Below are 26,550 nucleotides of genomic sequence, written 5' to 3' on the forward strand. Positions count from 1 at the left end.
TAAATAGCTGGCTTTGGATTTTTTAGATATTGTAATTAAAGACTTATTATTTGAAGAAAATTAACTTTAAGCCTAATAAACTCACAATACTTCCAGCAACTCGGTCAACGCCAGTTTTTGCTTTTAAGTACATTGTTCTAGGCTTCTCTGAAGATAACAGCATTGCCACACATGAGTACCAACCAGCATCAATCATAAAACAAATCACTGGTAATGCGACGTAGTAATAATTTGGGATTTCTTTTGGCAACAAAGCAGTAAATACACTCGCTAGAACGACTGCAATTTTCGGATTACTTAACTGAGTAATCAAACCATATCGATATGCTTGTTTATAAGTCATTTTCGATTTTGCATCGTTTTCAACTGCAATTGGTTCTTTGGCATGTTTAATAATTTTAAAAGCAAGCCATAGTAAATAAAGCCCACCACCGATTTTTAAAATCAAATATGCAGAAGGCACTGCCAATAAAACTGCTTGTAACCCCATAACAGCTAATAGGCCAAACAGAGCTGCGCCTGTCCCCGTCCCTAATGCTGTAAACAAACCATGTTTACGTGATTTAGAAATTGAATTTTGCGCTACATAAATAAAGCTTGGCCCAGGACTTATTGCTCCAAGCATCAATGCCATCGCAATTGAAAAAAGAGGAATAAGGGACTCAAACATTGTATTGACCTAGCATCACGCAATTGCGCGGTATTCTAGCAGCTTTTTATGACGCATATAAAAATGCAGAAGATATAAATAATGAAAATTGAATTTTCATGTTTTTACAATTTATATCTTCACAACGGACAAAAATGTCCGTTAAATATATAACCTTTGAAACTCCCCAATCGATGACATGAGTAAACGTCAAAAAATTGCTGCCCATAATCGGGATGAATTACTCAATGCAGCCGAAGAATGTTTTCGTATTCATGGCATTAATGTCCCTTTACAAGTTGTGATTGACCACGCTGGTGTTGGCCGAGCAACGTTTTATCGTAACTTTGGTGATCGCAAGGCTTTAATTAGCGCGCTTTTAGAACATGCGATTACACAGTTAGAGCAAAAAGCAGCTCATTTTCAACAATTCGAGGACGGTTTATTTCGTTTAATTGAAGGACATATTGGGCAACTTCCTAAACTCGCAATTTTGCAAGATTTTTGGAGAGTCATTGATCGACAAGACCCAATTATGTTAAAAATTTATGAACGGCGAAATAATGCACTTAACCCACTGATTGAAAATGCGATAGAACAAAAATTGTGCCGAGCTGATTTCACTGCCGATGACTATGCAATGGTCACTGCAATGTTGGGTTCTTCATTTCAAGGACATGAGCCAGAAGAACAGACTCGCTTAGCAAAACGAGCAATTGAATTACTATTTCATGGTATTCAAATACAAAAAATTCGAGGGATAGAATGAGTAAAACGCCTCGTTATTTAGAAACACCACCCGACTGGACACCAGAAGAGCAACCGACTCTACCTGGTTCACCAGCAGCTATTGCGCATTCTGTACCTAAGCGGTTTATTTACTTTTTTATTGGTTTATTCATCGCGCTATCGGCAAGCTTAAGTAATGGTTTTATTACGGCAAATTTACCCTTAATCCAAGGCGAATATGGCCTGACGCCTTCCGAAGCTGCTTGGCTGCCTGCGGCCTATGTCATGGCAAATGTCAGTTCAAACCTGATTTTATTTAAAGCCAGACAGCAATATGGTCTGAGAGTATTTTCAGAAATAGGGCTCGTTATTTTTATTGCCGTGCTGGTTTTGCATATTTTTGTACATACCTATGAAATGGCCCTATTCGCTCGGGTTGTGGCGGGTTTGGCTGGTGCACCACTCAGCTCTTTAGGTATGTATTACACCATGCAAGCCTTTAAAAAAGCAGACATGGCAAAAGGAATATATATCGCCTTCGGCTTTCAGCAACTTGGCGTACCGTTGGCTTGGATTATTTCTCCATTTCTTGTCAGTACAGACAGTTGGTCTGTTCTTTACACCTTTGAACTTGGTTTAGCACTTTGTTGTTTAGCGATGGTGGTTTCATTGAAATTACCACGTAGCTTAAGAATTTATGTTTTTGAGAAGCAAGATTTCTTTACCTTTGCCTTATTGGCTCCAGGTTTTGCCTGCTTGTGTATTGTGCTCACGCAAGGCCCAATTTTATGGTGGTTTAATAGCGAATGGCTTGCTTACGTCTTAATTGCAGGTTTTAGCTTAGTTGTTTTAGGTTTGCTCTATGAACACTATCGTGCCAATCCATTAATTATGACACGTTGGTTAGGTGCTTCTTCGACTCTACGTTTCATTTTCGGTGCTTTTGCCATCCGACTTTTAATGTCTGAACAAAGCTATGCTGCTGTTAACTTTTTAAAAACAATGGGAATGGGTCCAGACCAATTTGTGCCACTTTATGTTGTCATATTAGTCGGGATTTTAAGCGGAACACTTTTTAGTGCACTTACCTTTTCACGCGAACGAATTATCTTTCACTTACTTTTTGCAGAATTCTTAATTCTGGTTGCCTGTGGGCTAGATTACCACTTAACCAGTGATGTTCGACCTGTGAATTTCTTTGCAAGTCAGTTTTTAGTCGGTTTTGCTGGTGGCCTATTTATTGGTCCATTGCTTCTGATTGGCTTTGCGCAAACGCTTGCTAAAGGCCCATCTTACGTAGTGACCTTTATCGTATTATTTTCTGCGACCCAAACTTTCGGTGGTCTTGTTGGGTCTTCTTTTTTCTCGACCTATCAACAACATCGTACGCAAAACTATCAGGCAGAGATTATTAAAGATTTAGAACAAGCGGACCCTCTAGTTGCTCAAAGGCTCTCTACCTATCAACGCAGTGCATCCATCACCACTACTGACCCAGTATTACAAACAGCTCAATCCATGCGCTCGCTTAATCAAGTGGTCACTCGTGAAGCCCAAGTGCGTGCCTACAATGATGTTATTGCTTTAAACGGTATTTTTGCCGTCGCCCTACTCTTATGGGGTGGATTTAATATTGCACGTAGTAAATATCTACAACGCAGAGGAATTAGCCGTCCTTAATGGCTTTCGTATTTGATGAAATAGAAATTGAGATTGATATATGTCAGATGATCAAAACAAACCGGAAAAAACACCTGCTCAGGCAGCTGCCAACGAGCCAACACCTGCACCTGCACCTGCACCTGCACCTGCACCTGCAAGTAAACTGATTCCGACAAAACGCTCAACTCTATTATGGATGTTAGGTGTTCTTATTGTCGGTATTTTAGTAATTTTATGGGCGTGGAGAATCGGACCTTTTGCAACCAGTGTTCAGCAAACTGACAATAGTTATGTCAAAGGTAAAACCACAATTTTATCGTCACAAATTAATGGTTACGTTAAAGATGTAGTCGTTAAAGACTTTGATCATGTCAAAAAGGGTCAAGTGCTCATGCATATTGATGCAACTACTTATGATCAAAAAGTAACTCAAGCAGCTTCTGGCGTTGAGCAAGCTAAAAATACTTTAGCCAATCAAACTCAATCCATTGCTCAAAAACAAGCTGACATTGTGGCAGCTCAAGCCAAAGTAGATCAGGCAAGAGCTCAATACGAACTTTCTTTAGCACAGCTCAAGCGCTATCAACAGCTAGGAAATAGTGGCGCAGCTTCTAAATCTGAGCAAGATAAAGCCGCAGCAGATGCTGAAAATAACCTTGCAGCACTGAAGCAGGCCGAAGCCAATGTGTTAGTTGCAAATGAAGCACTTAAAACAGCACAAGTTGCAGAAGCTGGTTTAGAAGCACAAGTTTCAAGTGCTAAAGCACAGTTAGACCAAGCACAAACCACTAAAGACTATAGCGTTATTGTTGCTCCGATGGATGGCCAACTTGGTGAAGTTAACCCTCGTGTTGGGCAATATGTGGCAGCAGGCTCACAGTTACTTTACCTTATTCCGCAGCAAACTTGGGTGATTGCCAATTTTAAAGAAACCCAAATTGCCAATATGCGAATTGGGCAAAAAGCATGGTTTACAGTCGATGCCATGAAACACAAAAAATTTACAGGACATGTTGAGCAGATCTCGCCTGCTGCGGGTTCCGAGTTCAGTGTGTTAAAACCTGACAATGCGACAGGTAACTTTACTAAAGTTGTGCAACGAATTGCCGTACGTATCACCATTGATCCAAATCAGGAAGGAATGGAACATTTACGCCCTGGCATGTCAGTGGTTACTTCTGTTGATACAAATTCGTAAACAGCTTTTTAAAGTTCTATTTAAAAAGCTACAATGTGATCAATCATTATTTTCTCAATTTCTAATGTTTGATCACATTACTCAATCAGTTCCTTATCAACATATTCAACTACCCTATCCCCTGCATCTCGACATTAAGCGGTTAGACTTAATTCACCCTCAAATCTCGGGTAATAAGTTTTTCAAACTAAAATACAATCTGCTTGCAGCAAAACAACAAGCGTTATCAGGCGTTTTGACTTTTGGCGGGGCTTATTCAAATCATATTGCAGCAACTGCCTATGCAGCTCATCTTTTTGGCTTTAAAAGTGTAGGCATTATTCGTGGGGAAGAATTAGCAACCCAGCCTCTTAACCCAACCTTAGCCAAAGCTCAAAGTTTAGGAATGCATTTACATTTTGTCTCGCGCACTGAATATCGTTTGAGAGATGACGTAAACTACCTTCAACAATTACACAATCAATTTCCTGAAACTTTCATTATTCCTGAAGGTGGTTCTAACGAGCTAGCAGTTCAAGGATGTCAGGAAATTCTCAGTCAAAGTGATTTGCAAAACTATGATGTGATTTGCTGTGCAGTTGGAACTGGAGGAACGATTTCAGGGCTGATTGAACGAAGCGCACCGCATCAAAAGGTTCTAGGATTTTCAGCATTGAAGGGCGACTTTCTACAACAAGAGATTCAGCAGTGGACTAAAAAACAGAATTGGTCGCTGACAGATGCTTATTGCTGCGGGGGTTATGCGAAAACTTCACCTGAGTTATTGGCATTTATAGAAAATTTCGAAGAGCAACATGCGGTACCCCTTGAACCGATCTATACGGGAAAAATGATGTTCGGTCTGTTTGACCTTATCAAAAACAATTACTTTCCTGAAAGAACACGTATTCTGGCAATTCATTCTGGTGGGTTACAGGCAGATATAAGAAATAAATAATATCAATCACTTACTCATTTTTAAGCCGGGTCGTTCTCTACCGTGATAAATGTCTTTAGCACGCCTAAGGCTCGGCATGATAGTATATGCCCCTTTTAAATTTTCAAGATTAATCGAGAATCTCTTATGTCTAACAGTCATGTCGATGTCATTGTCTTAGGTGCAGGCGCTTCTGGACTCATGTTGGCTGCACATGCTGCTAAACGCGGGCGCTCGGTTTTAATTTTAGAAAAAGCCAATAAAATTGGTAAAAAGATTTTAATGTCAGGTGGCGGTAAGTGTAACTTTACCAATCTGTATGTCGAACCTGATAACTATATTTCTCATAATCCACACTTCGTTATTTCTGCCTTGTCACGCTATAGCAACTGGGACTTTATCGGTTTGGTGTGTGATTATAAAATTGCCTATGAAGAACGTAAACATGGGCAATTATTTACGCTAAACGGCGCTAAAGAAATTTTAGAAATGCTTGTGAATGAGTGTAATAAAACTAAAAATGTAGATATTCAAACCCATTGTGAAGTTGGCCAAATTACGCCATTGGAAAAAGGTGGATTTTCACTAAACACCAATCAAGGACATTACACTTGTGATTCTTTAGTTATTGCCACTGGAGGCTTATCGATTCCAACATTAGGCGGTTCTGGTTTTGGCTATGAAATGGCACAAAAATTTGGACATCAAGTTTTCCCAACGCGTGCAGGTTTAGTTCCATTTACTTTTTCAGATCACATTAAAGAAGTGACCACACGCTTAAGTGGTAATGCTTTGGATGTGACGTTAAGCAACTCAAAAAATAGCTTTACTGAAGCGTTATTATTTACACATCGTGGCTTAAGTGGACCAAGTTCTTTGCAGCTTTCAAACTATTGGAATTCAGGAGAAAGTTTTAAAATTGATTTCTTCCCTAGCCAAGATTTAGCGACTTATTTAAAAGATAAAAAGAAAGCACAACCGAAAGTTTTATTACGTACCCTTCTTAATGAGTTTACTGCCAAAAGTATTATCCAAGAGTTACAACAACTCATCTGGTCAGAACAGAGCGAAATAGCGATTGGCAATATCAGTGATGCACAGCTAGACCATATTGCCGAGCAGATACATGGCTTTACAGTTAAACCGTCTGGAACAGAAGGATATCGTACCGCTGAAGTTACTTTAGGCGGAATAGATACAACAGAAGTATCTTCTAAGACCATGGAAAGTAAAAAGCAGAAAGGACTGTTTTTTGTTGGAGAAGTGCTTGATGTCACTGGCCACTTGGGGGGCTACAACTTCCAGTGGGCATGGTCTTCTGCCTATGCTGCTGCCCAATATGTATAAGCTAATTTGAGTTTTTCGAACTACTTGATGCGTTCGATGAATCTTGTGGCTGAGAAGTAGTCTGTTTTGAGCTTTCCGACTTACTAAATACAAATTTATAAGCACTTGCTAAAAAACCCACCGTAATTCCGGCAATGACAATCGGTGCTAAAAAACGACCTGGTTTCTTCATCGTATTTTCCTCACTTATTTGTTTTTATAACGGCCAAAAAAGAACGACCACTCAATATAGAGTGGTCGAACTTATCACAAAAATCAAAGATTTTTTGTACTGTTTATCTGAAATTTAATTTAATTCCCTTAAATTTCATCATTTTCGCCTGTAGAACCAAACGGTTTATTTACAGGAGGGTGCGCTGGATTCACCTGTACAGAATCTGCTGGTTTTGCATCAGATGGAGCTGTTGATGGTGGAGTTGTTGGCATAGATGTAGTTGTTGACGTACTTGGAGCTGAACTACTCGTACTAGAAGGTGGTTGATAAAGAGGATTGGGTTGATTCGCTTCTTTTTTAGCTTTATCAAGCAAATCAGTTAAAAGTCGTTCTGCTGGTTGACGACCACCTAAACCAAATGCAAGAGCGAAAGCCACGGCAACCGCGCCTAGAGTCAAACCAAATGCAAGGTTAACAATTGAATCCGCAATACCCATCGCTCTTAGACCAAGCGCAAGTACAAGACCAATAATTAAAACACGAACTAAACTAGCTAACCAACGCGAGCTATTATATTCACCACGTTGAACTACATTCGCTACAACATTCGCTAGCCAGAAACCAATCACTAGAATTACAGCACCCAAAAGAATGTTTGCACCGAAATGGATAAACATTGCAATTAGACCACTGATTTGGTCGAAACCAAGACGATCTGCTGCTTCAGATACTGCAAAAAGCATAGTAAAGAATACGATTAGGCACCCGACAGCACTAGAAACTTTAGTTTGGCCTAAAAAGCGTTGTACATCTAATTTGGCAGGAATTTCATCAACACCAGTTCCAGCAATTAACTCTGCAACCAAACGCCCAACAAAGCGAGAAACAATATAGGCAACCAGTAAAATTAAACCAGCCGCAATAATGTTTGGAATGGCTTGCAAGATTTCATTCAACATTGCTGTCGCTGGCTGAGAAATTGTCTCAATCCCTAAAGCTTCGAACGCTACAATTAATGTGGTAATGATGATGATGGCAAAAACAAATGAACCTAAGAATTTGCCTACATTAGAACTTTTGAAAAGACCAATTTTTTCCGCTTGAGCTTGAACACCTAAGCTATTTACTAGACCTTCAACAATACCGCGTACAATTTTTGCCAAGATATAACCAACAAAAACGATAACGCCTGCAATAAAGATATTTGGTAAGAAAGCTACGGCATCATTTACCATATTTTGAACTGGAATGAGTAAGCCTGTTAATCCTAATATTGAAAGAACAATCGGAAGGAAAAGTAACAATACAAGCCAGTAAAGAATCTCGCCAATGTTTTGGCTAATTCCACCTACACCCACTTCATTACTTAATTTATCGTCAAGTTGGGTTCTGGATAAAACATTGGTAATGCCTGCCCGCACCAGTCGAGCAACGATCCAACCAATAAAACCCACCACCACAGCAGCAATAATATTTGGAATGTAGACCAGTACCTGATTCACCATATTGCTAAATGGACCACTCACTCCACTAATGTTGAGCACATTTAGAGCCGCGACAACAGCTAAAATCAAAATAAACCAGAATACAACCTTGGAGATCAGGCCCTCAATATTTGGCGTTCGGCCAGTAGCTGAAGATAGTTTGGCATTGGTATTTACTTTTTGTAGAAGCTTTTTCACACCTGCTGCTACCAATAATGCAATTATCCAACCAACCAATAAAATCACTATTGCAGCCAGAATAGGATGAAACTGATCCCAGTAATACATCGCATCAAATTGAGCGCCGCGAGGCCCATTAAAAAATTCATTCATATTGTTATGTCCTCAATTGTTATGTTCTTTTCAGTGTTATCTCTAGGAAACACCATTCGTTGTAAAAATGACAATGAATGCGGTCTATCTCACATTATGTTTTGAATATTTTCTAATCAACACACTTCTGCATAAATACAACAAATTGATGCAAAAGGTTGCAAAAAAGCCTTCAGGTTTACACCTAAAGGCTTGATATCAAGATAAACTGATTGGCTCATTACCCTATATAGGTCTTTAAATTCAAATCAGAACTACCCTTAATTACATGTGGTGTGGTCTCATTTTGAAAAGCTCCCTCTTGTTTAGGAGTCTGGTTGTGGTCAGCAACCATATAGACAATAAGTGCAAGAAGAAAAAGCCCAACAATAATTAAAATATAAACTGGCAGTCTTCTTTTTTTCGCAGTTTCTTCAGGACTCGTCACATGAGGTGGTTTTGAAAAGTCATGCATCTTCTTTCCCCTCTTCTATTATCATTAACTTTATATTCATCATAGCAATTTGCTTTGTTGCATTGTGTGAAAAAGCATTATTCGAAGGTGTCTGTGATTGCAAAACTCTACTTTTAAAATAATAAAAACAGTATAAAATTTGCACACATTAATTTAGACAATTAAAAATAATTTCTCGTTATTTACCAACTTCTTCTATGTCCCATTTGTAATACAATATGTTTTAGCGCTTACTTTTTATAAAATAGGCTATAATAAGCCCCCTTGTTTTAAAGCTGCTCTATTTTATGATGTATCGTCAGCAAAACGTAACTCTTGATCTCGACACTGACGTCACACATCAATGTTATTTACACCAGACGAGAGATGAACATCTCATTGGTATTATTGAATTTAATAAGCCAAGTTATGAACTCAAATGGGGTGATCTAGAGTATTTTCGTCGTCGTACTGAAGAATTTTCAGTGATGCCTTTTCCTGACTGCATTAATGCCATGATTGTTGATATTCGTAATATCAATATTTTTCTGGACAATGAAGTTCCGATTTTACCTTGGCGTTTACTTGAAGAAGACTGTCCTGTTCGCTTAGTTGTTCCCCAAGACCGTTTAGAACATTATGCAGGTCTTTTTGAACCAACTTGGCTTTCAAGCGATGTAGACAGTGCTATTTCCGAAATTCGTGAATTTATGGATATGTTTGTCCATTAATAAACATATCCATAAAATAATTTTAAAGTTCTTTTAATTGTCGTTTGTTACCAGTAATTTTCTACTGCAATATTTCCCTCACCTCGACGATTCATCGTCAAACCACGGCGTTTTAAAGCCTCTTTCGTGTCATCTACCATTTCTGGATTTCCACAAAGCATGACATGGCTTGTTGCAGGACTCAGCTCTATACCAGCAACTTTTTCTAATTCACCGTTCTCAATCAAAACCGGCAAACGGTCATGCAATTGTGCTGATGGATCACGAGTGATAATTGAAATAAATTTAAAACCGACGTGCCCTTCCCCAAAACTTTCAGCAATCTCTTGAATACGATCTACATAAGCTAATTCAGCGGCGGTACGAACACTGTAGACCAAATTGATTTTTTGATATTTAGACCATGTATCGAAGTCTTGCAGCATCGACAAAAAAGGTGCTAAACCAGTACCCGTTGCTAATAACCATAAATCATGCGGTAAAGGCTGCTGATAACGAGCTAAAGTAAGATAACCATAAGGTATTTTTTCTAAGTAAAGCTCATCACCTACCTTCAAATGTTGAAGATTTGAGGTAAATGCACCATCTGGGACCACAATCGAGAAAAATTCTAGCGTTTCATCAAATGGAGAAGACACCACCGAATAGGCACGAACAACAAGTTCATCCCCAACTTTCAGTCCAATACGCGCAAATTGCCCAGCAGTAAATTTAAAATGTGCAGGGCGAGTCATGGTGAAACTAAAAAGAGTTGGGGTCCAGCGGTGTACAGATAAAACTTTTTCTACGCTAAATTTTTCAATTGACATGATTTCAACGTGGCATGAAATAGTGCGCTCATGTTAGCATGACAGTCGAAATAATGAATACTTTTAAACGTTAAGGCTTTTTAAACATGCGCATGACATTACGCCAGTTGGCTGTTTTTGTAGCAGTCGCTCAAGAAGGAACTGTCACCAAAGCCAGTGAAGCGGTCAGACTGACGCAAAGTGCAGCAAGTATGGCTTTAGCCGATTTAGAGGATGGTCTTGGTGCTCCTCTATTTGATCGTTTAGGTAAACGACTACAACTCAATGACCTTGGTCGCTTTCTATTGCCTCAAGCGCTAGAAATATTAGGTCGCTGTGAAGCTTTTGAGCAAGCTGCAAAAGGTGAGTTACAAAGCATTGATTTACGTATTGGGGCAACTCTAACGATCAGTGATTATCTCATGCCAGATTTAATGGCGAACTTTTTACAGTATCACCCTAAAGCGCACCTGCAATTACAGGTGGGCAACACACGCCAAATGATTGAAGCAGTCAATCAGTTTCAGCTTGATTTGGCATTAATTGAAGGCTCGTGTCACCTGCCTCAACTTCAATGTATTCACTGGCGAGATGACGAGCTTGCTGTATGCTGCTCCCCTAATCACCCTTTAGCACGTTTAAATCGACCTTTAACAGCACATGATTTTTATCAAGTTGAATGGATTTTACGTGAAGAAGGTTCGGGAACTCGTGAAGTGTTTGATAATGCTATTTTGCAAGACCTCCCAGACGCTAATATTCGCCTAACCCTAGGTCACAATGAAGCAATCTTGAAAATAGTTGCTGGTGGTTTAGGAATGTCTTGTATCTCTAAACTCGCTATTGAACCTTTAATTGAAAAAGGACAACTCGTTATTTTAGAAACACCATTCTGGCAACTTACTCGCCCACTTTACATGTTGGTACACCGTCAGAAATACCAAGGTCCTGGCCTCAAAGCATTCTTACAATTCTGTGAAGATCAAGTTTAAGACCTGATCTTCTAATACCATCTTGAGTCATTTTCACAAGGCTCACCATTCTTTTCATTTTATTATTTATTACTTAAGACAATTAAGGGAAGCTTACACCTCCCTTAATTTATATTACTTACTCGTTCTTCACGCCATCAAGAATCTTCTCTGCCGCTCTTAGCTAAACTCGACACCAAGCTAGCTTTGAAGATTGAGAACATGATTAACGTCGGAAATGTGATAACAACTCTGACGTAATCGCTTTATTATGATCGGTGATTTGAGTTTTTTTGGTTTTAGACGGATTAGGATCGATACGCTCAATCTTAATAGCCTTAAATTTCCCCTGATTATCTACAGCAAGAAATTTCACTTTTTCATTTCTTTTCGGTTCCCCTTCTGATGCAGGAAAATCCGAAATATGAAAGAAAATATCTCCTTCAGCCGTTCCAATAAAACCAAATCCTTTTTCAGGATCATATTGTTTAACTTTTCCGGTATAAAACTCTTGCTTCATGATCTTTACCTTACTTTTTCAATACTGATATTACAGCAGAAAATTAAAAAGAGACTTTCAATCCGCCCTCAAAACTTTACGGTTTGATTAAGTCTCTTTTTATCGTTATTTCAAAAATTAGTCTTTTTGGACACTACCAAAAATTTTATCGCCCGCATCACCTAAGCCAGGAACAATATAGCCTTGTTCATTTAAGCCGTTATCAATAGATGCTGTATAAATCTGTACATCTGGATGAGCTGCTTCAACTTTAGCAACACCTTCCGGAGCAGCAACTAATACCATAACACGTATATCTTTACAGCCACTTGCCTTTAACACATCAATGGCAGCAACTAATGAGTTACCTGTTGCCAACATTGGATCGATAATCATTGCAAGACGATTAGCGACATCTGGAACTAGTTTTTTATAATAAGTACGAACTTCTAGTGTTTCTTCATTACGTTCGAGACCTAATACACTCACTTTTGCACTTGGAATCAAATTAAGCACGCCATCCAGCATACCAATGCCTGCACGTAAAATCGGTACAATCGTTATTTTTTTACCAGCAATACGCTGCGTAGCAACTGTTCCAGCCCATCCATTAATTTCACAATCCACAACTGGTAAATCTTTTGTTGCTTCATAAGTCAACAACATAGTCACTTCCTGAGCAAGCTCACGGAAATTCTTAGTACTGATGTCAGAACGACGTAACAAACCTAATTTATGACGAATAAGTGGGTGACGAATTTCTTGAATGGCCACAGATGTTACCTAAAAATATATAAACGTATTTATTATAAACTTTTTTTAATGCTCAATAAAAAAAAGCCTCCAGATTTGGAGGCTTTTTTGTACACTAGAATTAGTGTTGTTGTGAAAGCATGAAATGTAATGGAGATAAAATTTCTGCTTTTAATGCCAAATTAATCAGTGGATCTGGATAAACACCCAAAATAATAACTAACGCAGCAGCAGCCAATACCATTAAACCACCTACTTTTTGACCCCAATGAGCATCTGCATCAATACGAGGAGTTTCTGGTGGTGTCATATACATTACAACCATCACACGTAAGTAGTAGTACAAACCAATACCACTACCCACAATAATCATTGCAGCCAAGAACCAGTGTTGAGTTGTTACAGCAGCCATTACCACCAAGAACTTACCAATGAAGCCTGCTGTTAATGGAATACCAGCCAAAGATAACATCATGACTGTTAAAGTTGCTGTAAGTACTGGACGACGCCAGAACAAACCACGGTAGTCTGCAAGACTTTGTGCTTCATCTACGTTGTTATATGGGCTAGACATTAACGCTACCGCGCCAAAAGCACCGATAGTTGTTAATACGTAAGAAACCACATATACAGTTACGCTACCCAAGCTCGCATAAGTCATGCTAATTAAAGCAATTAACAAATAACCAAAATGAGCAATAGATGAATAACCAAGAATACGTTTTAAGTTAACTTGGCGAACAGCGAGTAAGTTACCAACTAAAATCGACAATACTGCAATGATTGTCAAAATAGTAACTAACGAATCCACCATAATTGCGCCTGAAGCAAGCATGTAGCGCACGAACAAACCAATTGTTGCAACTTTAGCAGCGGTCGCCAAAAAAGTTGCCATTGGTGCTGGTGCACCTGCATATACATCTGGTGTCCATTTATGGAACGGCGCAAGCGATAATTTAAACGCAACAGCAAAGATAATGAGTGCTAAACCTAATAACACCATTGGCTGTTTGATTGCGCCAAATAAAGCCTGTACAGAATCATAGAATGAAAGTGAACCAGTATATGCATAGATATATGCCATACCCATTAACAACATTGCAGAAGCTGTCGCTGAAAGTACAAGGTATTTAATACCAGCTTCAAGTGAACTACTACGTTGATAAGTATAAGCAAGTAAGCCGTATACAGGGATCGACATTAACTCAAGGCTAATGAAGAACGATGCATAGTGAGAACTTGCAACCATCAACATTGCACCTGCTACTGAAGCAAGTAACAAAAGATAGAGTTCTTCGCGGTTATCTTTATAGGTTTCGATGTAAGCGTGAGACAAAGTACAACAAGCCAATGCCGCAATCAAAATCATAAATTGATAAAACATGGTAAATGGATCAACCATAAACATGCCCATCACATTTGACGGTACAAACTTACCGCCAAATACTGCAAATAAAATATAAAGTGCAGCGAGGTTTAAACCAACAACAGAAGCTGTTGCGATTAAATTATGATTACGCTTAATTGAAATTAACAGCATGACGACGATTGTTGTCAAAGCAACAATCATCACCGGAGCTAAAGGCATAAGCGTAGCAAGTGATACTGTGAAGTTCATGATTATTGGATCTCCACATGGTCAAGTTGAGTAGCTGTTTGCTGAACAGTTTCAACGACTTCTTGAACTGGCATAGAACTATTGACAAACCACTGCATGCTTGAATGAGATACATCCAAGAATGTTTGTGGGTAGATACCAAGCCAAACGAGACCAATCGCACAAACCATCAAAATACCAACTTCACGAGCAGATAAGTCTTTTAGTGGACTAGTGTAGTGTTGCTTTTGTTCAGGATTTGGTTCACCAAATAAAGTACGGTGAACCAAAATCAAGCCGTATAAGCCTGCAAATACAAGGCTGATAGAAGCAAGAATCGTGAATACAGGATATTTATTGAATGAACCCATCAAAATCAGGAATTCACCGATAAAGTTACCCAAACCTGGCACGCCTACAAGAGCAGCCACGAAGAACATCAAGAAAAATGGCAAATACTGAAGCTGGCCACGAAGACCACCCATTAAACGTAAATCACGTGTATGTAAGCGTTCGTAGATTTGACCAGACATAATGAACAATGCAGCTGATGACAAACCGTGTGCCAACATCATGATCATTAGACCTTGGAAGGTCAAAATATTACCTGCATAAATTGCTAGTAATACGAAGCCCATGTGTGAAATCGACGTATACGCAAGTAAACGTTTCATATCAGTTTGCTGGTAAGCACACCATGCGCCGTAGAAAATACCAATCAAACCTAAAATAATCGCAATATCTGCAAACTGAGCAGAAGCTGCTGGGAAGAAAGGAATAACAAAACGAAGCAAGCCATACGCAGCTGTTTTAATCAAGATACCCGCTAAGTCTACAGAACCTGCTGTAGGTGCTTGAGCATGCGCATCTGGTAACCAACCGTGTAATGGGAATACTGGTAACTTCACCGCAAAACCGATGAAGAAACAGATCATGAAACCATACGCTAAGCTAGGAGGTAAGTGGTTAGCTACAGCTAATAAATAGTTGTAATCAAAACCGATCATTCCAGTCATCATGTAGCCATAAACTACAAGACCAAGAATACCGATTAACATCACTAAACCAGCAATTTGCGTATAAAGGAAGAACTTAGTAGCTGCGTAAACACGTGAACGACCGTTTGAACCTTTATGACCCCATAACGCAATCAAGAAGTAGATTGGTACAAGCATCATCTCCCAGAAGAAGAAGAACAAGAACAGGTCAATCGCTAAGAATACACCGATAACGCCACCTAAACTCCATAAGAGGTTTAAGTGGAAGAAACCAACGTTCTTTTGAATTTCGCCCCATGAACAACCAACAGCAAGTACACCAAGTAGCGCTGTTAGTAAAACCATGAGTAAAGATAAGCCATCCACAGCAAGGTGAATGCCGATACCGAGTGATTGAATCCACGGTAAATAGAACTCAGCAGACCAAGTTGGGATTTTTGAGCCCATCTCATAGGTATAAGTTCCACTTTGCCAAAGTGCAAGACCTAAGCCCAAAGTAATGAGCATACCAATTAAGGCAATCCAGCGTGGCAAAGTTTTGTCAAGCTTATCGACTAACCAACAAATAAAACCAGCAATGAATGGAACAAGAATCAGCGCGGGTAAAATTAAATTGTTTTCCATTTTATTTCCCCACTACCTGAATAACGATCAAGATCATCAATAACACCACTACACCGAGTGACATACTTGATGCGTATTCACGCAATGAACCGGTTTGACGTGAGCTTGTAAAACTATTTCCGCCTTTCACAAGTGCAGGAAGAACTAACCACAAACTGTCAATCGGGTCACGGCCAAAGATTTTGGCGAAGAATAAATAAGGTTTAACAAAAACGATGTCATACAATGCATCAAAACCAAAAGCGGTACGGCAAATATGTGCCAAACCTGAACCCAAACTTGTTTGAGCGAATGATTTCACTGCACCATAAGCAAATGCGAATAATGCTATACCAACAACTAGACCAACTAGCGCAATTCCTACTGCTAAATGCTCTGCCCCATGCATGCCTTCAACAAATTGTTCAGCTACATGGAATTCAGGAATTTTTGCAGTATTAAGAATACCAGCTACAGGTGCTTTTAATACGGCACCAACAAAAGTAGACAGTACAGCTAAAATGCCTAATGGAGCCCAATAAGTTGCACCTTTAATTTCATGGTAAGGCGTGTTTTCTTGACCAAAGAATACAACCCAGATTAAACGGAATGTATAGATTGAAGTCAGAAATGCACCTGCTACACCCACCCAATATAAGGTGTGATATAGAGCAACTGATTGACCTTGTACCCAAACTTCACCAAGAATCGCATCTTTAGAGAAGAAGCCAATGGTCAAGAATGGAATCGCTGCTAATGCACCACCACCAATCGCGAAACAAGCAAATAGGAATTTGTTACGTTTGAACAAGCCACCCATTTTGAAGATGTTTTGCTCGTGGTGATAAGCCAGAATCACTGCACCAGAAGACAAGAATAATAATGCCTTAAAGAATGCGTGAGCCAACATGTGGAACAAGCCAGCTTGATAAGCTTCCGCACCTACAGCCATAAACATATAACCCAACTGACTCATTGTTGAGTAAGCCAAAATACGTTTGATGTCTGTTTGAACGAGTGCAGCAAAACCTGCAACTAACAAAGTCACAGCACCTGTTACCGAAATGAATTGCATCACTTCAGGCGCAAGTTCGAATACGCTAAATAGACGACAGCATAAATACACACCAGCCGTTACCATTGTCGCAGCATGGATTAATGCAGAAACAGGTGTTGGACCTGCCATTGCATCTGCTAACCATGTTTGCAATGGAATTTGAGCAGATTTACCAGCAGCACCTAAGAACAACATCAATGCAGTCCAGATTGTAAGTGACGAGCTCTTCGTCATTACTTCTGCTGCGTGTTCAACGATATACTGAGTATTCAGCGTACCAAATTGTTGGTAAAGCAAGAATAAAGCGATAAGTAAGAATACGTCACCTACGCGGGTAACTGTAAATGCTTTGATCGCAGCCCAACCATTTGCAGGGTTTGCATAATAGAAACCGATAAGCAAATAAGAGCAAAGACCTACGCCTTCCCAACCTAAGAATAACAACGCTAAGTTGTCGCCCAATACAAGCACAAGCATGCTGGCAACAAACAGGTTGAAATAAGAGAAGAAACGCGCATAGCCCTCTTCACCACGCATGTACCATGATGCAAAGATGTGGATTAAGAAACCAACACCCGTCACCATGCCCATCATGAGTAAAGATAAGCCATCTAAATGTAAGCTAATGCCTGGCGCAAAACCACCAACATTGAACCATGTCCACAGGTTTTGAACAAAAACTTGCTGACCACTCGTGGTAAATGCCATGCCAGCAATCAGAGCAAATAATGCAGATAAACCTACAGAACCAACACCAATAATTGCTGCAACATTTTCAGAGAGCTTGTCTCGTCCTGCCGCCAATAAAATAAAACCGATTAGCGGAAATAATATTGTTAGATATAAATAACTCATCCGCGCATCTCACTAGCAGCATCCACATCCAAATGATGGAAGCGATGATAGAACTGAAGGACAATCGCAAGACCGATACATGCCTCTGCTGCTGCAAGGGTCAAAATCAGAATGAACATCACTTGTCCATCTGGTTGTGCCCATACGCTACCCGCAAGAACAAATGCCAATGCAGCAGCATTCATCATGACTTCAAGGCTCATTAACATAAATAATAGGTTGCGTCGAACCATTACACCGTAAAAACCGAGTGCAAAAAGGATGGTTGCAACAATCAAACCATGTTCTAAAGGAATCTGGCCCATTATTCTTTTTCCTCTTCTGCACCTGGTTCACGTTTACCTAAGTGGTATGCTGCAACAAGGGCTGCTAGCAATAACATCGCGGCAACTTCAACCAATAGTAAATAGTGAGTAAAGAGTGCTTGACCAACTAATTTTGGTCCAATCACTTGTGCCCCAAGTGGTGCTGAAATTGTGGTGTATTCACCACCAAGCATCCAAACTAAAAGCAAGCCGAGTAAGAAACTCATTAGGGCTGGATATGCCCAAGCATCTGAAGAAAGCCATTTACGTTCTTGTTCAACGGTGTGTTGACCTAAGTTAAGCATCATCACAACGAAGACAAACAGAACCATAATTGCTCCGGCATAGACGATGATTTCAAGAGCACCTGCAAAAGGCGCCCCCACGATCATGAAAATACCAGCAACAGCAAGCAATGAAACAATAAGACTAAGCAAAGCGTGTACAGGGTTCGTGTTAGTCACTACACGAACCGTAGAAACGATGGCCACGAGTGCCATCAAATAAAACGGCCACATCATGGTAATAGACTCCGTACATCGATTGGTGCACTTTCTTTTTGTGCTTGACCTTTCTCTTTACCGTTAATCGCCATACCCGTTACACGGTAGAAGTTGTAGTCTGGATATTTTCCCGGACCTGAAATGAGTAAGTTTTCTTTCTCATAAACAAGGTCTTGACGTACATATTCACCAAGCTCGAAATCTGGTGTCATCTGAATCGCAGTTGTTGGACAAGCTTCTTCACACATACCGCAGAAAATACAACGTGAAAAGTTAATACGGAAAAATTCCGGATACCAACGTCCATCTTCTTTTTCTGCTTTTTGCAATGAGATACAGCCAACTGGACACGCAACCGCACATAGGTTACATGCCACACAACGCTCTTCCCCATCTGGGTCACGCGTCAACACAATACGACCACGAAAGCGTGGCGGCACAATCTGTTCAGCCGGTACTTCTGGATATAAAATCGTGTCACGTTTACGCGTTACATGGCTAAATACCATAAACAACGAACGTACAATCGATCCGAATCCAGCTAGAAATTTATACATTTTGTACTCCCTGCTGTCCTAGGCCTGATTCATCAGAATCACAGCACCAGTCACTAACAAGTTGACCAACGCCAATGGCAAACAAATTTTCCAACCAAAGTTCATGACTTGGTCATAACGTGGACGCATTAAAGAACCACGAGCCAAAACAAACATCATTACAAAGAATGCTGTTTTAATCACAAACCAGAATACTGGCGGAACAAATGGAATTTCTAAATTGAATGGTGCTAACCAGCCACCGAAGAATAAAGTTACGATCAATGCAGAAATAAGTACCACGTTGACATATTCAGCAACGAAGAACATACCCCATTTCATACCACCATATTCAACATGGTAACCTTCAGCCAATTCTTGTTCTGCTTCTGGTTGGTCAAATGGATGACGGTGAGTTACCGCAACACCAGCAACCACAAAAATCAAGAAACCTAAGAATTGTGGAATGACGAACCAAACATCACGTTGTGCTTCAACAATTTCACGAAGGTTAAATGAGCCTGCAATTGCAACCACACCCATCAATGAAATACCCAAAAACACTTCATAAGAAATGGTTTGAGCAGCTGAACGTAAACCACCAAGCAATGAGTATTTGTTATTTGAAGCCCAGCCACCAAACAATACTGCATAAACTGCAATACCAGCCATTGCCATGAAGAACAACAAACCGATACTCATATCGGCAACACCCAGTGAAGGACTCACCGGGATTACCATGAATGAAAGAACCGCTGTTGCCATTGCAACAGCTGGTGCTAAGCGGAATGTAAGTTTGTCAGCAAATTTTGGTGTCCAGTCTTCTTTGAACATGATCTTGAGCATGTCGGCAACGATCTGGAACATACCACCAGGACCAACACGGTTTGGACCATAACGGTCTTGCCACCAAGCAAGTAAACGACGTTCAATAAAAGACATCAACGCTGCAACTAAAACAACAACAAGCAAAATCACAACTGCTTGAACTACAGCGTAGGCAATTGGCCAGTTCTCAGCCCAAAGTGGCGTTTGACGTATAATTTCTTGATTCATGAATTACACTCCTAAAGCCACTGAAACAGGCTCAGCTAGTGACACCATTGGTGCTAAACCAACTGGGTAACCAATATAACCTGTAGGTAAATATTCAATTACTTGTACAGGCAAGCTCACTGTGGTTTCGCCTGCTTTTACTGTAATGCGTTGACCTTCTTGAAGGTTCAAACGAGTTGCATCTTGTTCGCCCACTGCAAACATAGCTTCTGGAATACGAGTTTCCATTGCTGGTGTTTTAATAGTGAATTCACCAGAACCAAAAATATGATGCATTGGTACTAAGCGGAAACTTTCAGTGTTTGCAACTACAGGCACTGGAGCAACATAGCTACGTGCAGGACGTTTTGCCAAGCGATCGAATAAACGAACACCCGAATCACCACCTTTTAAGTGACCACCCACTTCATCTTGGTATTTGTTCCAAGATTGTGGAGAGTTCCAGCCCGGAGCCCACGCAAAGGGTACCAATGAGGATGCTTTTTGCGGACCAACATAACCTTCCATTGAGAATGTTAATGCTGAATCTGGATCGGTAGGCTGTTTCGGTTCATGAACTGATAACGGCGCACGCATTGATGTACGACCTGAATAACGGCGTGGTTCACGCGCAATTTTCAAACCATGTACACGGTAACCTGCATCAGGTGCCACATCTTGAATTGCTTCAAGAACTGGTACATTTTTCACGATGCTTTCAATCACATCATCAAGCAATGTCCAATCTACAGCCTTACCTTTAATGCCAGTTTCAATGGCATGTAACCAGCGCCATGATTCTTTAATTGCATATTCAGGCTTGTAGTAACTTGGATCGTAAACTTGATAGAAGCGCTGTGCACGACCTTCTTGGCTTACAACAGTACCGTCACCTTCTGCAAAGCTTGCTGCTGAAAGAACGATATCAGCCTGTTTCACAGTTTCAGTTTCACTGTGATCAAGCACGATTACTGTTTCAGCTTTATCTAGTGCAGCTTTTACTTGAGCAGCAGGTAAACGACGGAACAAGTCATTTTCAACAATAACAAGTGTGTCGTAGTCTTGAGCAAATGCTTGTTCAAGGCTTAAGCCGCCAAACAATGCCAAGCCCATAGAGTTCACTTCAGGAACTACAAGACTTAAACCAGCTTTAGAACCTAAGTTCTGAGTCAACTCAGCCGCAGCTTCCATAATAGAAGCATCTTGCAAACTTGTGCCCGCAATGATTAATGGTTTGTTTGCTGCTTTTAAAGTGTCAGCAATGGTTTGAGCAAATGCTTTTGCATCGTCATCCAGACCAATTAATACATCACCTTTCACTGCTGCTGCTACGGCAAAGCCTAAACGTGCAATATCATTTGGTGAAGCAACAACTTCACCAGTTGCAACGTCGGCAAGACGAGTTTGAGTTGCAGCCAAGATATAGATCGGAGATTTTGCTTCTTGACCAATACGTTGTAAAGGTTCAGCCAACCAATCTGGAGTACGTGTTTTCGCAGCCATTTCACGAGCTTTGTTTTTCGCAGCTTGGCGAACAGACAATGCCATACGTGGAGCAGTTTGAGTTAGGTCTTCACCTAAAATCAGAACAGCATCATAGCTTTCAATTTCACGCATATTCGGGTTGTAAATACCCTCGGTTTGCATGATAGATGCAGCAAGCTCAACAAGTTTTTGCTCTTTTTGAGCAACACCAGTTGAGTAGTTTTCCTGACCTACAAGCTCACGTAATGCGTAGTTCGATTCCAAGCTTGCGCGTGGAGAACCAATACCCAAGACTTTTTTGCCTTGAAGCTTTGCAATCGTTTGATCTAAAGCTTGATCAACAGAAACAGTTGCAACAGTTTCACCGTTACGGAACTGAGGCTGACGTGGACGGTCTGCACGGTTTACATAACCTGTGCCAAAACGACCTTTATCACAAAGGAAGTACTGGTTAACCGAACCATTAAAACGGTTTTCTACACGACGGATTTCACCATAACGTTCACCCGGAGAAATGTTACAACCAGAAGAACAGCCTTGACACACGCTTGGTGCATACTGCATGTCCCATTTACGGTTATAACGCTCTGAATGAGTCTTATCAGTGAATACACCTGTTGGACATACTTCAGTCAAGTTACCCGAGAATTCAGATTCTAAAGTACCTGATTCTGGACGACCAAAGTAAACACGAGATGCATTGGCATACACACCAAAGTCTGTACCGCCCGCATAATCTTTGTAGTAACGAACACAACGGTAACAAGCAATACAGCGGTTCATTTCATGTGCAATGAATGAGCCGAGTTCTTGATTGTAATGCGTACGTTTTGTGAAGCGGTAACGACGACGGTCATGACCAGTCATCACAGTCATATCTTGTAAATGACAGTGACCACCCTCTTCACAGACTGGACAGTCATGCGGGTGATTCGTCATCAAAAATTCAACAATAGATGCACGGAAATCCGTTGCTTCTTTGTCTTCAACTGAGATATAGGTATTGTCAGATGCTGGTGTCATGCAAGACATGACCAAACGACCACGCGTATCTTCTGGATTCGCATATTGCGTAACAGCACATTGACGGCAAGAACCAACCGAACCTAAGGATGGATGCCAACAAAAATATGGGATGTCGATGCCCAGACTCAAACATGCTTGTAGCAAGTTTTCCGAGCCGTTGACTTCATACGATTTTCCATCGACATGAATTGTAGCCATAGTCGAATTCCTTAAACTTGTTCTACGTTGCTGGTTTGCACGACAGGACGAGTCGTCACTTTCGCTTCAAACTCACCACGGAAATGTTTGAGTGCGCCCATAAGCGGCTCCATCGCACCTGGTGCGTGGGCACAGAAAGTTTTACCGATCCATAATTTACGAGTCAATTCTTGTAAATGGTCGATATCTTCTTTCTTACCTTCGCCTGCTTCAAGTGCTTTAAGCGCTTTAACAGCCCATGGCAAACCATCACGACATGGTGTACAGAAACCACATGATTCACGCGCAAAGAATTCTTCTAAGTTACGAGTGAGTGATACCATGCATTGAGTTTCATCTACAACCATTAATAAACATGTTCCCAAACGAGAACCTGCTTTCATAATCGTGTCTGCATCCATTGGTAAATCAATGGTATCAGCTGGTAAAAAGTCAGTTGAAGCACCGCCCGGTAACCATGCTTTAAGCTTTAAGCCTTCTCGCATACCACCAGCATGATCTTCAATCACTTCACGTGCAGTTGTACCAAATGGCAATTCCCAAAGACCTGGGAATTTCACTTTACCTGACGCACCATAAATTTTAGTGCCTGGGTCTTTTGATTTACCTGCTGATAAACCGATATACCACTCTGGACCACGAAGCATAATTGCTGGCAAGTTGTTATAAGTTTCAACGTTGTTCACAATTGTTGGACGGCCCCATGCTCCTGCAACTTGCGGGAACGGTGGCTTAGTACGAGGGTTAGCACGACGACCTTCAAGCGAGTTAATCAATGCAGTTTCTTCACCACAGATATAACGCCCTGCACCCGTATGTACGTGCAACTCAAAATTCCAGCCAGAACCTAAAATATTTTCGCCTAAATAACCTTTAGCACGAATCTGTTCTAACGCTTCATTTAGATATTGAGCAGCCTCGATGTATTCACCACGGATAAAGATATAACCATGAGTCGCCTCTAAGGTATAACCCGCAATTAACATCCCTTCGATCAATTGATGTGGAAGTTTTTCCATCAACAAACGGTCTTTAAAGGTACCCGGTTCCATTTCATCGGCATTACAGATCAAATAACGTGGACCACCATCATTTGGTGCCATTAATGACCATTTAATACCCGCTGGGAAACCCGCACCACCACGACCTTTTACGGTTGCAGCTTTAATCACGTCTAACACTTCAGCAGGTTTCATGCCTAATGCTTTTTTAAAGCCAGCATAACCTTCAAGTGCTTCGTAATCATCAGCACCACGAACTTCTTCACGTTTACTTAAACGCCAAGTTAGTGGATGAGTTTCTGGATTACCGTCGCCATAAATTGGTTTTGGTTCAGTATTCATACATACTTCTCCAATAACTGTTTGACTGATGTCACTTCAACTAAACCGTGAGTATCTTCATCAATCATTAAAGTTGGGCCTTTGTCGCAGTTGCCTAAGCAGCAAATTGGAAGCAGCGTAAAACGACCATCTGCAGTCGTTTGACCAAACTGAATACCTAATTCGCGCTGGAATGCTTCAGCAAGTGTTTCTGCACCCATCAAGAAGCAAGCAATTGAGTCACAAAGCAAAATTACGTGACGACCTACCGGTTGACGATAGATACGGTTGTAAAATGTTGCAACACCTTCCAAATCAGCAACACTCATCGACAATAACTGTGCGATGGCATTCATTTGAGCGTCATCTACCCAACCATTACGGCGCTGTACACACTTCAATGCATCCAAAGAGGCTGCACGAGGGTATGGATAGTGACCAATGTGATGTTCGATATCGTGAATTTCGTCCGCAGTCAAAATCCCTTCAACATTCACACGTGGCTTTTTATCAGTCAAAATCATCATTATGTGTTACCTCTTAGCGATCCACGTCAGCCATAACCACGTCAATGGTCGCCAGATAAATGATTAAGTCAGATACCAAACTACCGTTAATCACTGCAGGCATTTGCTGTAAGTGAGTAAAGGTCGGTGTACGAATACGAGTACGATAACTCATCGTCGATTTATCTGAAGTCAAGTAATACGTACTTGCGCCTTTAACCACTTCAGTCATAAATGATGACTCGCCCGCTGGCATGACAGGACCCCATGAAACGCTCAAGAAGTGCGTAATCAAGGTTTCAATATCTTGTAATGTCTTATCTTTCGGTGGTGGAACAGCCAATGGATGATCCGCTTTATATGGACCAGAAGGCATGTTATCCAAACACTGTTGAATAATTTTTAACGACTCAGTAATTTCACGGAAGTGAACGAGTACACGTGCATATGCATCGCCTTCATACTCAACTGGCACATCAAAATCGAAGTTTTCATAGCCACTGTATGGACGATATTTACGAACGTCAAAATCAATGCCTGTCGCACGTAAACCAGTACCAGTTACACCCCATGCGAGTGCAGATTTGGCATCGTATTGTGCAACGTTACGCGTACGACCAATAAACACAGAGTTTTTCAATGCTGCTGTGTAGTATTCGTTTAAGCGCTTAGGCATCCACTCTAGCAATTCTTTAACAAGTTTTTGCCAGTTGTTTGGAAGATCGTGTGCTGTACCACCAATACGGAACCATGCTGGATGCATACGGTAACCCGTGATTGCCTCAACAATGTCGTAAACTTTTTGACGGTCTGCGAACATATAGAATACTGGTGTCATACCACCGGCATCCTGAATTGCCGTACCACAGAATAACAAGTGGTTATTAATACGGAACAATTCGTTCAACATGACACGAATCACTTGCGCACGTTCAGGAACTTTAATACCTGCCATTTGCTCTACAGCCATTACATATGGCATGTTTTGAGCACAACCACCTAAGTAGTCGACACGGTCAGTATAAGGAATGAAAGAATGCCATGTTTGACGCTCAGCCATCTTTTCCACACCACGGTGGTGATAACCAATATCAGGAACACAGTCCTTCACTTCTTCGCCATCTAACTGCAATACAACACGGAACGCACCATGTGCAGATGGATGGTTAGGACCCAAGTTCAGGAACATGAAGTCTTCGTCAGCGTTACCACGCTTAAGACCCCAGTCTTCTGGCACAAAGCGTAAGTGCTCTTGTTCAAAGTCTTGTTTCGCTTTGTCTTGCATGTACGGCGTATATTCCGTCGCACGTGCTGAATATTCTTTACGTAAAGGATGACCTTCCCAATACGTTGGCAACAAAATACGACGGAGCATTGGATGCCCTTCGAAATTGATACCGAACATATCGTAAGCTTCACGTTCATACCAGTTGGCATTTGGCCAGATATTAGTCGCTGTCGGAAGGTTAAGATCATTTTCGTTCAAGGCAACCTTGATACGAATGTCACTATTACGCTCAAGCGATAATAAATGATAGAACACAGTGAAGTCAGATGCTGGTAAACCATCGCGATGAACACGTAAACGCTCATCCATCGCAGATAAGTCAAACAGCATTACATATGGACGTTCCACTTTACGTAGGAACATAAGGACTTCTTGCACGCGTGCGCGCTCAACCCAGACTGTTGGAAACTCTTCAAAAGTCGCCTGCACGTAAAAGTTCTCACCAAATTTGGTTTTGAGTTCTTCTACGATTGCAAATGCTGGGCGTGAATCAACTGGTGTTGACTCTGGCATAGCAATGTCAGTTTCAGCCATTGGCTTGGCTTCCTATTTAATACAAATTCTGTCAATTTTCTCGATGAACATATCG

The 26,550-nt window shown here is 40.8% G+C and carries 25 protein-coding genes; 7 read left to right on the forward strand and 18 right to left on the reverse strand.

The genetic code is table 11. The features are described from left to right. Positions 1-46: 46 nt before the first annotated feature. Positions 47-670: a LysE family translocator gene (locus tag F935_RS11685; protein ID WP_016139116.1), complete on the reverse strand. Its 624-nt coding sequence runs from the start codon at positions 668-670 to the stop codon at positions 47-49. 178 nt (positions 671-848) lie between these two features. Here F935_RS11685 and F935_RS11690 point away from each other — a divergent pair, with 178 nt between their 5' ends. The 5 genes from F935_RS11690 to F935_RS11710 all read left to right on the forward strand — a co-directional run bounded on the left by F935_RS11690 (position 849) and on the right by F935_RS11710 (position 6,501). Next, positions 849-1,418 carry a TetR/AcrR family transcriptional regulator gene (locus F935_RS11690; protein ID WP_016139117.1) on the forward strand — a complete coding sequence of 190 codons (570 nt, stop codon included), beginning with the start codon at positions 849-851 and terminating at the stop codon, positions 1,416-1,418. Continuing rightward, on the forward strand, positions 1,415-3,058 hold the full coding sequence (locus F935_RS11695; protein ID WP_016139118.1) for an MFS transporter: 1,644 nt from the start codon (positions 1,415-1,417) through the stop codon (positions 3,056-3,058). The genes F935_RS11690 and F935_RS11695 overlap by 4 nt, the downstream gene beginning before the upstream one ends. 40 nt (positions 3,059-3,098) lie before the next feature. Next, on the forward strand, positions 3,099-4,238 hold the full coding sequence (locus tag F935_RS11700; RefSeq protein WP_016139119.1) for an HlyD family secretion protein: 1,140 nt from the start codon (positions 3,099-3,101) through the stop codon (positions 4,236-4,238). Between the two features lie 64 nt (positions 4,239-4,302). Further along, entirely contained in the window at positions 4,303-5,175 is an 873-nt protein-coding gene (locus F935_RS11705) for a 1-aminocyclopropane-1-carboxylate deaminase/D-cysteine desulfhydrase (RefSeq protein WP_016139120.1), read from the forward strand. Positions 5,176-5,301: 126 nt separating this feature from the next. After that, positions 5,302-6,501: a BaiN/RdsA family NAD(P)/FAD-dependent oxidoreductase gene (locus tag F935_RS11710; protein ID WP_016139121.1), complete on the forward strand. Its 1,200-nt coding sequence runs from the start codon at positions 5,302-5,304 to the stop codon at positions 6,499-6,501. Position 6,502: 1 nt separating this feature from the next. On the opposite strand, the gene F935_RS18515 is transcribed toward F935_RS11710, so the two are convergent. The 3 genes from F935_RS18515 to F935_RS11720 form a co-directional block, all read right to left on the reverse strand. Further along, entirely contained in the window at positions 6,503-6,673 is a 171-nt protein-coding gene (locus F935_RS18515) for a hypothetical protein (RefSeq protein WP_004794296.1), read from the reverse strand. Between the two features lie 128 nt (positions 6,674-6,801). Beyond that, a complete protein-coding gene (locus tag F935_RS11715; protein ID WP_016139122.1) occupies positions 6,802-8,472 on the reverse strand; it encodes a mechanosensitive ion channel in 1,671 nt (556 codons plus the stop codon). Between the two features lie 220 nt (positions 8,473-8,692). After that, a complete protein-coding gene (locus tag F935_RS11720) occupies positions 8,693-8,926 on the reverse strand; it encodes a hypothetical protein (RefSeq protein ID WP_016139123.1) in 234 nt (77 codons plus the stop codon). Positions 8,927-9,216: 290 nt separating this feature from the next. Here F935_RS11720 and F935_RS11725 point away from each other — a divergent pair, with 290 nt between their 5' ends. Beyond that, positions 9,217-9,636: a hypothetical protein gene (locus tag F935_RS11725; RefSeq protein ID WP_171068138.1), complete on the forward strand. Its 420-nt coding sequence runs from the start codon at positions 9,217-9,219 to the stop codon at positions 9,634-9,636. A gap of 47 nt (positions 9,637-9,683) precedes the next feature. Here the strand turns inward: F935_RS11725 and F935_RS11730 are convergent, their stop codons facing one another. Next, positions 9,684-10,445, reverse strand: a complete 762-nt coding sequence (locus F935_RS11730; protein ID WP_016139125.1) for a ferredoxin--NADP reductase — start codon at positions 10,443-10,445, stop codon at positions 9,684-9,686. An 86-nt stretch (positions 10,446-10,531) separates the two neighbouring features. Between F935_RS11730 and gigC the strand changes: the two genes are divergently transcribed. Beyond that, positions 10,532-11,416, forward strand: coding sequence for a LysR family transcriptional regulator GigC (gene gigC, locus F935_RS11735; protein WP_016139126.1), 885 nt, complete (start codon positions 10,532-10,534; stop codon positions 11,414-11,416). A gap of 205 nt (positions 11,417-11,621) precedes the next feature. Here gigC and F935_RS11740 read toward each other — a convergent pair whose 3' ends face one another. The 13 genes from F935_RS11740 to nuoC all read right to left on the reverse strand — a co-directional run bounded on the left by F935_RS11740 (position 11,622) and on the right by nuoC (position 26,495). After that, positions 11,622-11,915, reverse strand: coding sequence for a cold shock domain-containing protein (locus F935_RS11740; protein ID WP_016139127.1), 294 nt, complete (start codon positions 11,913-11,915; stop codon positions 11,622-11,624). 117 nt (positions 11,916-12,032) lie between these two features. Continuing rightward, on the reverse strand, positions 12,033-12,668 hold the full coding sequence (gene upp, locus F935_RS11745) for a uracil phosphoribosyltransferase (RefSeq protein WP_016139128.1): 636 nt from the start codon (positions 12,666-12,668) through the stop codon (positions 12,033-12,035). 100 nt (positions 12,669-12,768) lie between these two features. Continuing rightward, positions 12,769-14,265: an NADH-quinone oxidoreductase subunit NuoN gene (gene nuoN, locus F935_RS11750; RefSeq protein WP_016139129.1), complete on the reverse strand. Its 1,497-nt coding sequence runs from the start codon at positions 14,263-14,265 to the stop codon at positions 12,769-12,771. A gap of 2 nt (positions 14,266-14,267) precedes the next feature. Then, entirely contained in the window at positions 14,268-15,866 is a 1,599-nt protein-coding gene (nuoM, locus tag F935_RS11755) for an NADH-quinone oxidoreductase subunit M (protein WP_016139130.1), read from the reverse strand. 1 nt (position 15,867) lies between these two features. Then, positions 15,868-17,757 (reverse strand): NADH-quinone oxidoreductase subunit L, encoded by a 1,890-nt coding sequence (gene nuoL / locus F935_RS11760; protein WP_016139131.1) that lies wholly within the window; start codon positions 17,755-17,757, stop codon positions 15,868-15,870. Then, positions 17,754-18,062 (reverse strand): NADH-quinone oxidoreductase subunit NuoK, encoded by a 309-nt coding sequence (nuoK, locus tag F935_RS11765; protein WP_003653467.1) that lies wholly within the window; start codon positions 18,060-18,062, stop codon positions 17,754-17,756. Before nuoK ends, nuoL begins: the two co-directional genes overlap by 4 nt. Beyond that, positions 18,062-18,580 carry an NADH-quinone oxidoreductase subunit J gene (gene nuoJ / locus F935_RS11770; protein WP_171068139.1) on the reverse strand — a complete coding sequence of 173 codons (519 nt, stop codon included), beginning with the start codon at positions 18,578-18,580 and terminating at the stop codon, positions 18,062-18,064. Before nuoJ ends, nuoK begins: the two co-directional genes overlap by 1 nt. After that, positions 18,580-19,122, reverse strand: coding sequence for an NADH-quinone oxidoreductase subunit NuoI (gene nuoI / locus F935_RS11775; protein ID WP_016139133.1), 543 nt, complete (start codon positions 19,120-19,122; stop codon positions 18,580-18,582). The genes nuoJ and nuoI overlap by 1 nt, the downstream gene beginning before the upstream one ends. Before the next feature lie 18 nt (positions 19,123-19,140). After that, positions 19,141-20,157, reverse strand: a complete 1,017-nt coding sequence (nuoH, locus tag F935_RS11780; RefSeq protein ID WP_004703499.1) for an NADH-quinone oxidoreductase subunit NuoH — start codon at positions 20,155-20,157, stop codon at positions 19,141-19,143. A 3-nt stretch (positions 20,158-20,160) separates the two neighbouring features. Then, positions 20,161-22,845: an NADH-quinone oxidoreductase subunit NuoG gene (gene nuoG, locus F935_RS11785; RefSeq protein WP_016139134.1), complete on the reverse strand. Its 2,685-nt coding sequence runs from the start codon at positions 22,843-22,845 to the stop codon at positions 20,161-20,163. An 11-nt stretch (positions 22,846-22,856) separates the two neighbouring features. Beyond that, a complete protein-coding gene (nuoF, locus tag F935_RS11790) occupies positions 22,857-24,188 on the reverse strand; it encodes an NADH-quinone oxidoreductase subunit NuoF (RefSeq protein ID WP_016139135.1) in 1,332 nt (443 codons plus the stop codon). Then, positions 24,185-24,694, reverse strand: a complete 510-nt coding sequence (gene nuoE / locus F935_RS11795) for an NADH-quinone oxidoreductase subunit NuoE (RefSeq protein WP_016139136.1) — start codon at positions 24,692-24,694, stop codon at positions 24,185-24,187. Before nuoE ends, nuoF begins: the two co-directional genes overlap by 4 nt. Before the next feature lie 13 nt (positions 24,695-24,707). Next, positions 24,708-26,495 (reverse strand): NADH-quinone oxidoreductase subunit C/D, encoded by a 1,788-nt coding sequence (gene nuoC / locus F935_RS11800; RefSeq protein WP_016139137.1) that lies wholly within the window; start codon positions 26,493-26,495, stop codon positions 24,708-24,710. Positions 26,496-26,550: the final 55 nt, after the last annotated feature.

Source organism: Acinetobacter calcoaceticus ANC 3811, assembly GCF_000399665.1.
GTDB lineage: Bacteria > Pseudomonadota > Gammaproteobacteria > Pseudomonadales > Moraxellaceae > Acinetobacter > Acinetobacter calcoaceticus_B.

Coding starts and splice junctions, on each gene's coding strand:
- nuoK (WP_003653467.1), bottom strand. CDS start 18,062: ATGGGCCAGATTCCTTTAGAACATGGTTTGATTGTTGCAACCATCCTT.
- F935_RS11720 (WP_016139123.1), bottom strand. CDS start 8,926: ATGCATGACTTTTCAAAACCACCTCATGTGACGAGTCCTGAAGAAACT.
- gigC (WP_016139126.1), top strand. CDS start 10,532: ATGCGCATGACATTACGCCAGTTGGCTGTTTTTGTAGCAGTCGCTCAA.
- F935_RS18515 (WP_004794296.1), bottom strand. CDS start 6,673: ATGAAGAAACCAGGTCGTTTTTTAGCACCGATTGTCATTGCCGGAATT.
- F935_RS11700 (WP_016139119.1), top strand. CDS start 3,099: ATGTCAGATGATCAAAACAAACCGGAAAAAACACCTGCTCAGGCAGCT.
- nuoM (WP_016139130.1), bottom strand. CDS start 15,866: ATGGAAAACAATTTAATTTTACCCGCGCTGATTCTTGTTCCATTCATT.
- F935_RS11740 (WP_016139127.1), bottom strand. CDS start 11,915: ATGAAGCAAGAGTTTTATACCGGAAAAGTTAAACAATATGATCCTGAA.
- nuoH (WP_004703499.1), bottom strand. CDS start 20,157: ATGAATCAAGAAATTATACGTCAAACGCCACTTTGGGCTGAGAACTGG.
- nuoJ (WP_171068139.1), bottom strand. CDS start 18,580: ATGTGGCCGTTTTATTTGATGGCACTCGTGGCCATCGTTTCTACGGTT.
- F935_RS11705 (WP_016139120.1), top strand. CDS start 4,303: ATGTTTGATCACATTACTCAATCAGTTCCTTATCAACATATTCAACTA.
- nuoF (WP_016139135.1), bottom strand. CDS start 24,188: ATGAATACTGAACCAAAACCAATTTATGGCGACGGTAATCCAGAAACT.
- nuoE (WP_016139136.1), bottom strand. CDS start 24,694: ATGATGATTTTGACTGATAAAAAGCCACGTGTGAATGTTGAAGGGATT.
- nuoG (WP_016139134.1), bottom strand. CDS start 22,845: ATGGCTACAATTCATGTCGATGGAAAATCGTATGAAGTCAACGGCTCG.
- nuoN (WP_016139129.1), bottom strand. CDS start 14,265: ATGAACTTCACAGTATCACTTGCTACGCTTATGCCTTTAGCTCCGGTG.
- F935_RS11685 (WP_016139116.1), bottom strand. CDS start 670: ATGTTTGAGTCCCTTATTCCTCTTTTTTCAATTGCGATGGCATTGATG.
- nuoL (WP_016139131.1), bottom strand. CDS start 17,757: ATGAGTTATTTATATCTAACAATATTATTTCCGCTAATCGGTTTTATT.
- F935_RS11730 (WP_016139125.1), bottom strand. CDS start 10,445: ATGTCAATTGAAAAATTTAGCGTAGAAAAAGTTTTATCTGTACACCGC.
- F935_RS11710 (WP_016139121.1), top strand. CDS start 5,302: ATGTCTAACAGTCATGTCGATGTCATTGTCTTAGGTGCAGGCGCTTCT.
- nuoC (WP_016139137.1), bottom strand. CDS start 26,495: ATGGCTGAAACTGACATTGCTATGCCAGAGTCAACACCAGTTGATTCA.
- F935_RS11690 (WP_016139117.1), top strand. CDS start 849: ATGAGTAAACGTCAAAAAATTGCTGCCCATAATCGGGATGAATTACTC.
- F935_RS11695 (WP_016139118.1), top strand. CDS start 1,415: ATGAGTAAAACGCCTCGTTATTTAGAAACACCACCCGACTGGACACCA.
- nuoI (WP_016139133.1), bottom strand. CDS start 19,122: ATGTATAAATTTCTAGCTGGATTCGGATCGATTGTACGTTCGTTGTTT.
- F935_RS11715 (WP_016139122.1), bottom strand. CDS start 8,472: ATGAATGAATTTTTTAATGGGCCTCGCGGCGCTCAATTTGATGCGATG.
- F935_RS11725 (WP_171068138.1), top strand. CDS start 9,217: ATGTATCGTCAGCAAAACGTAACTCTTGATCTCGACACTGACGTCACA.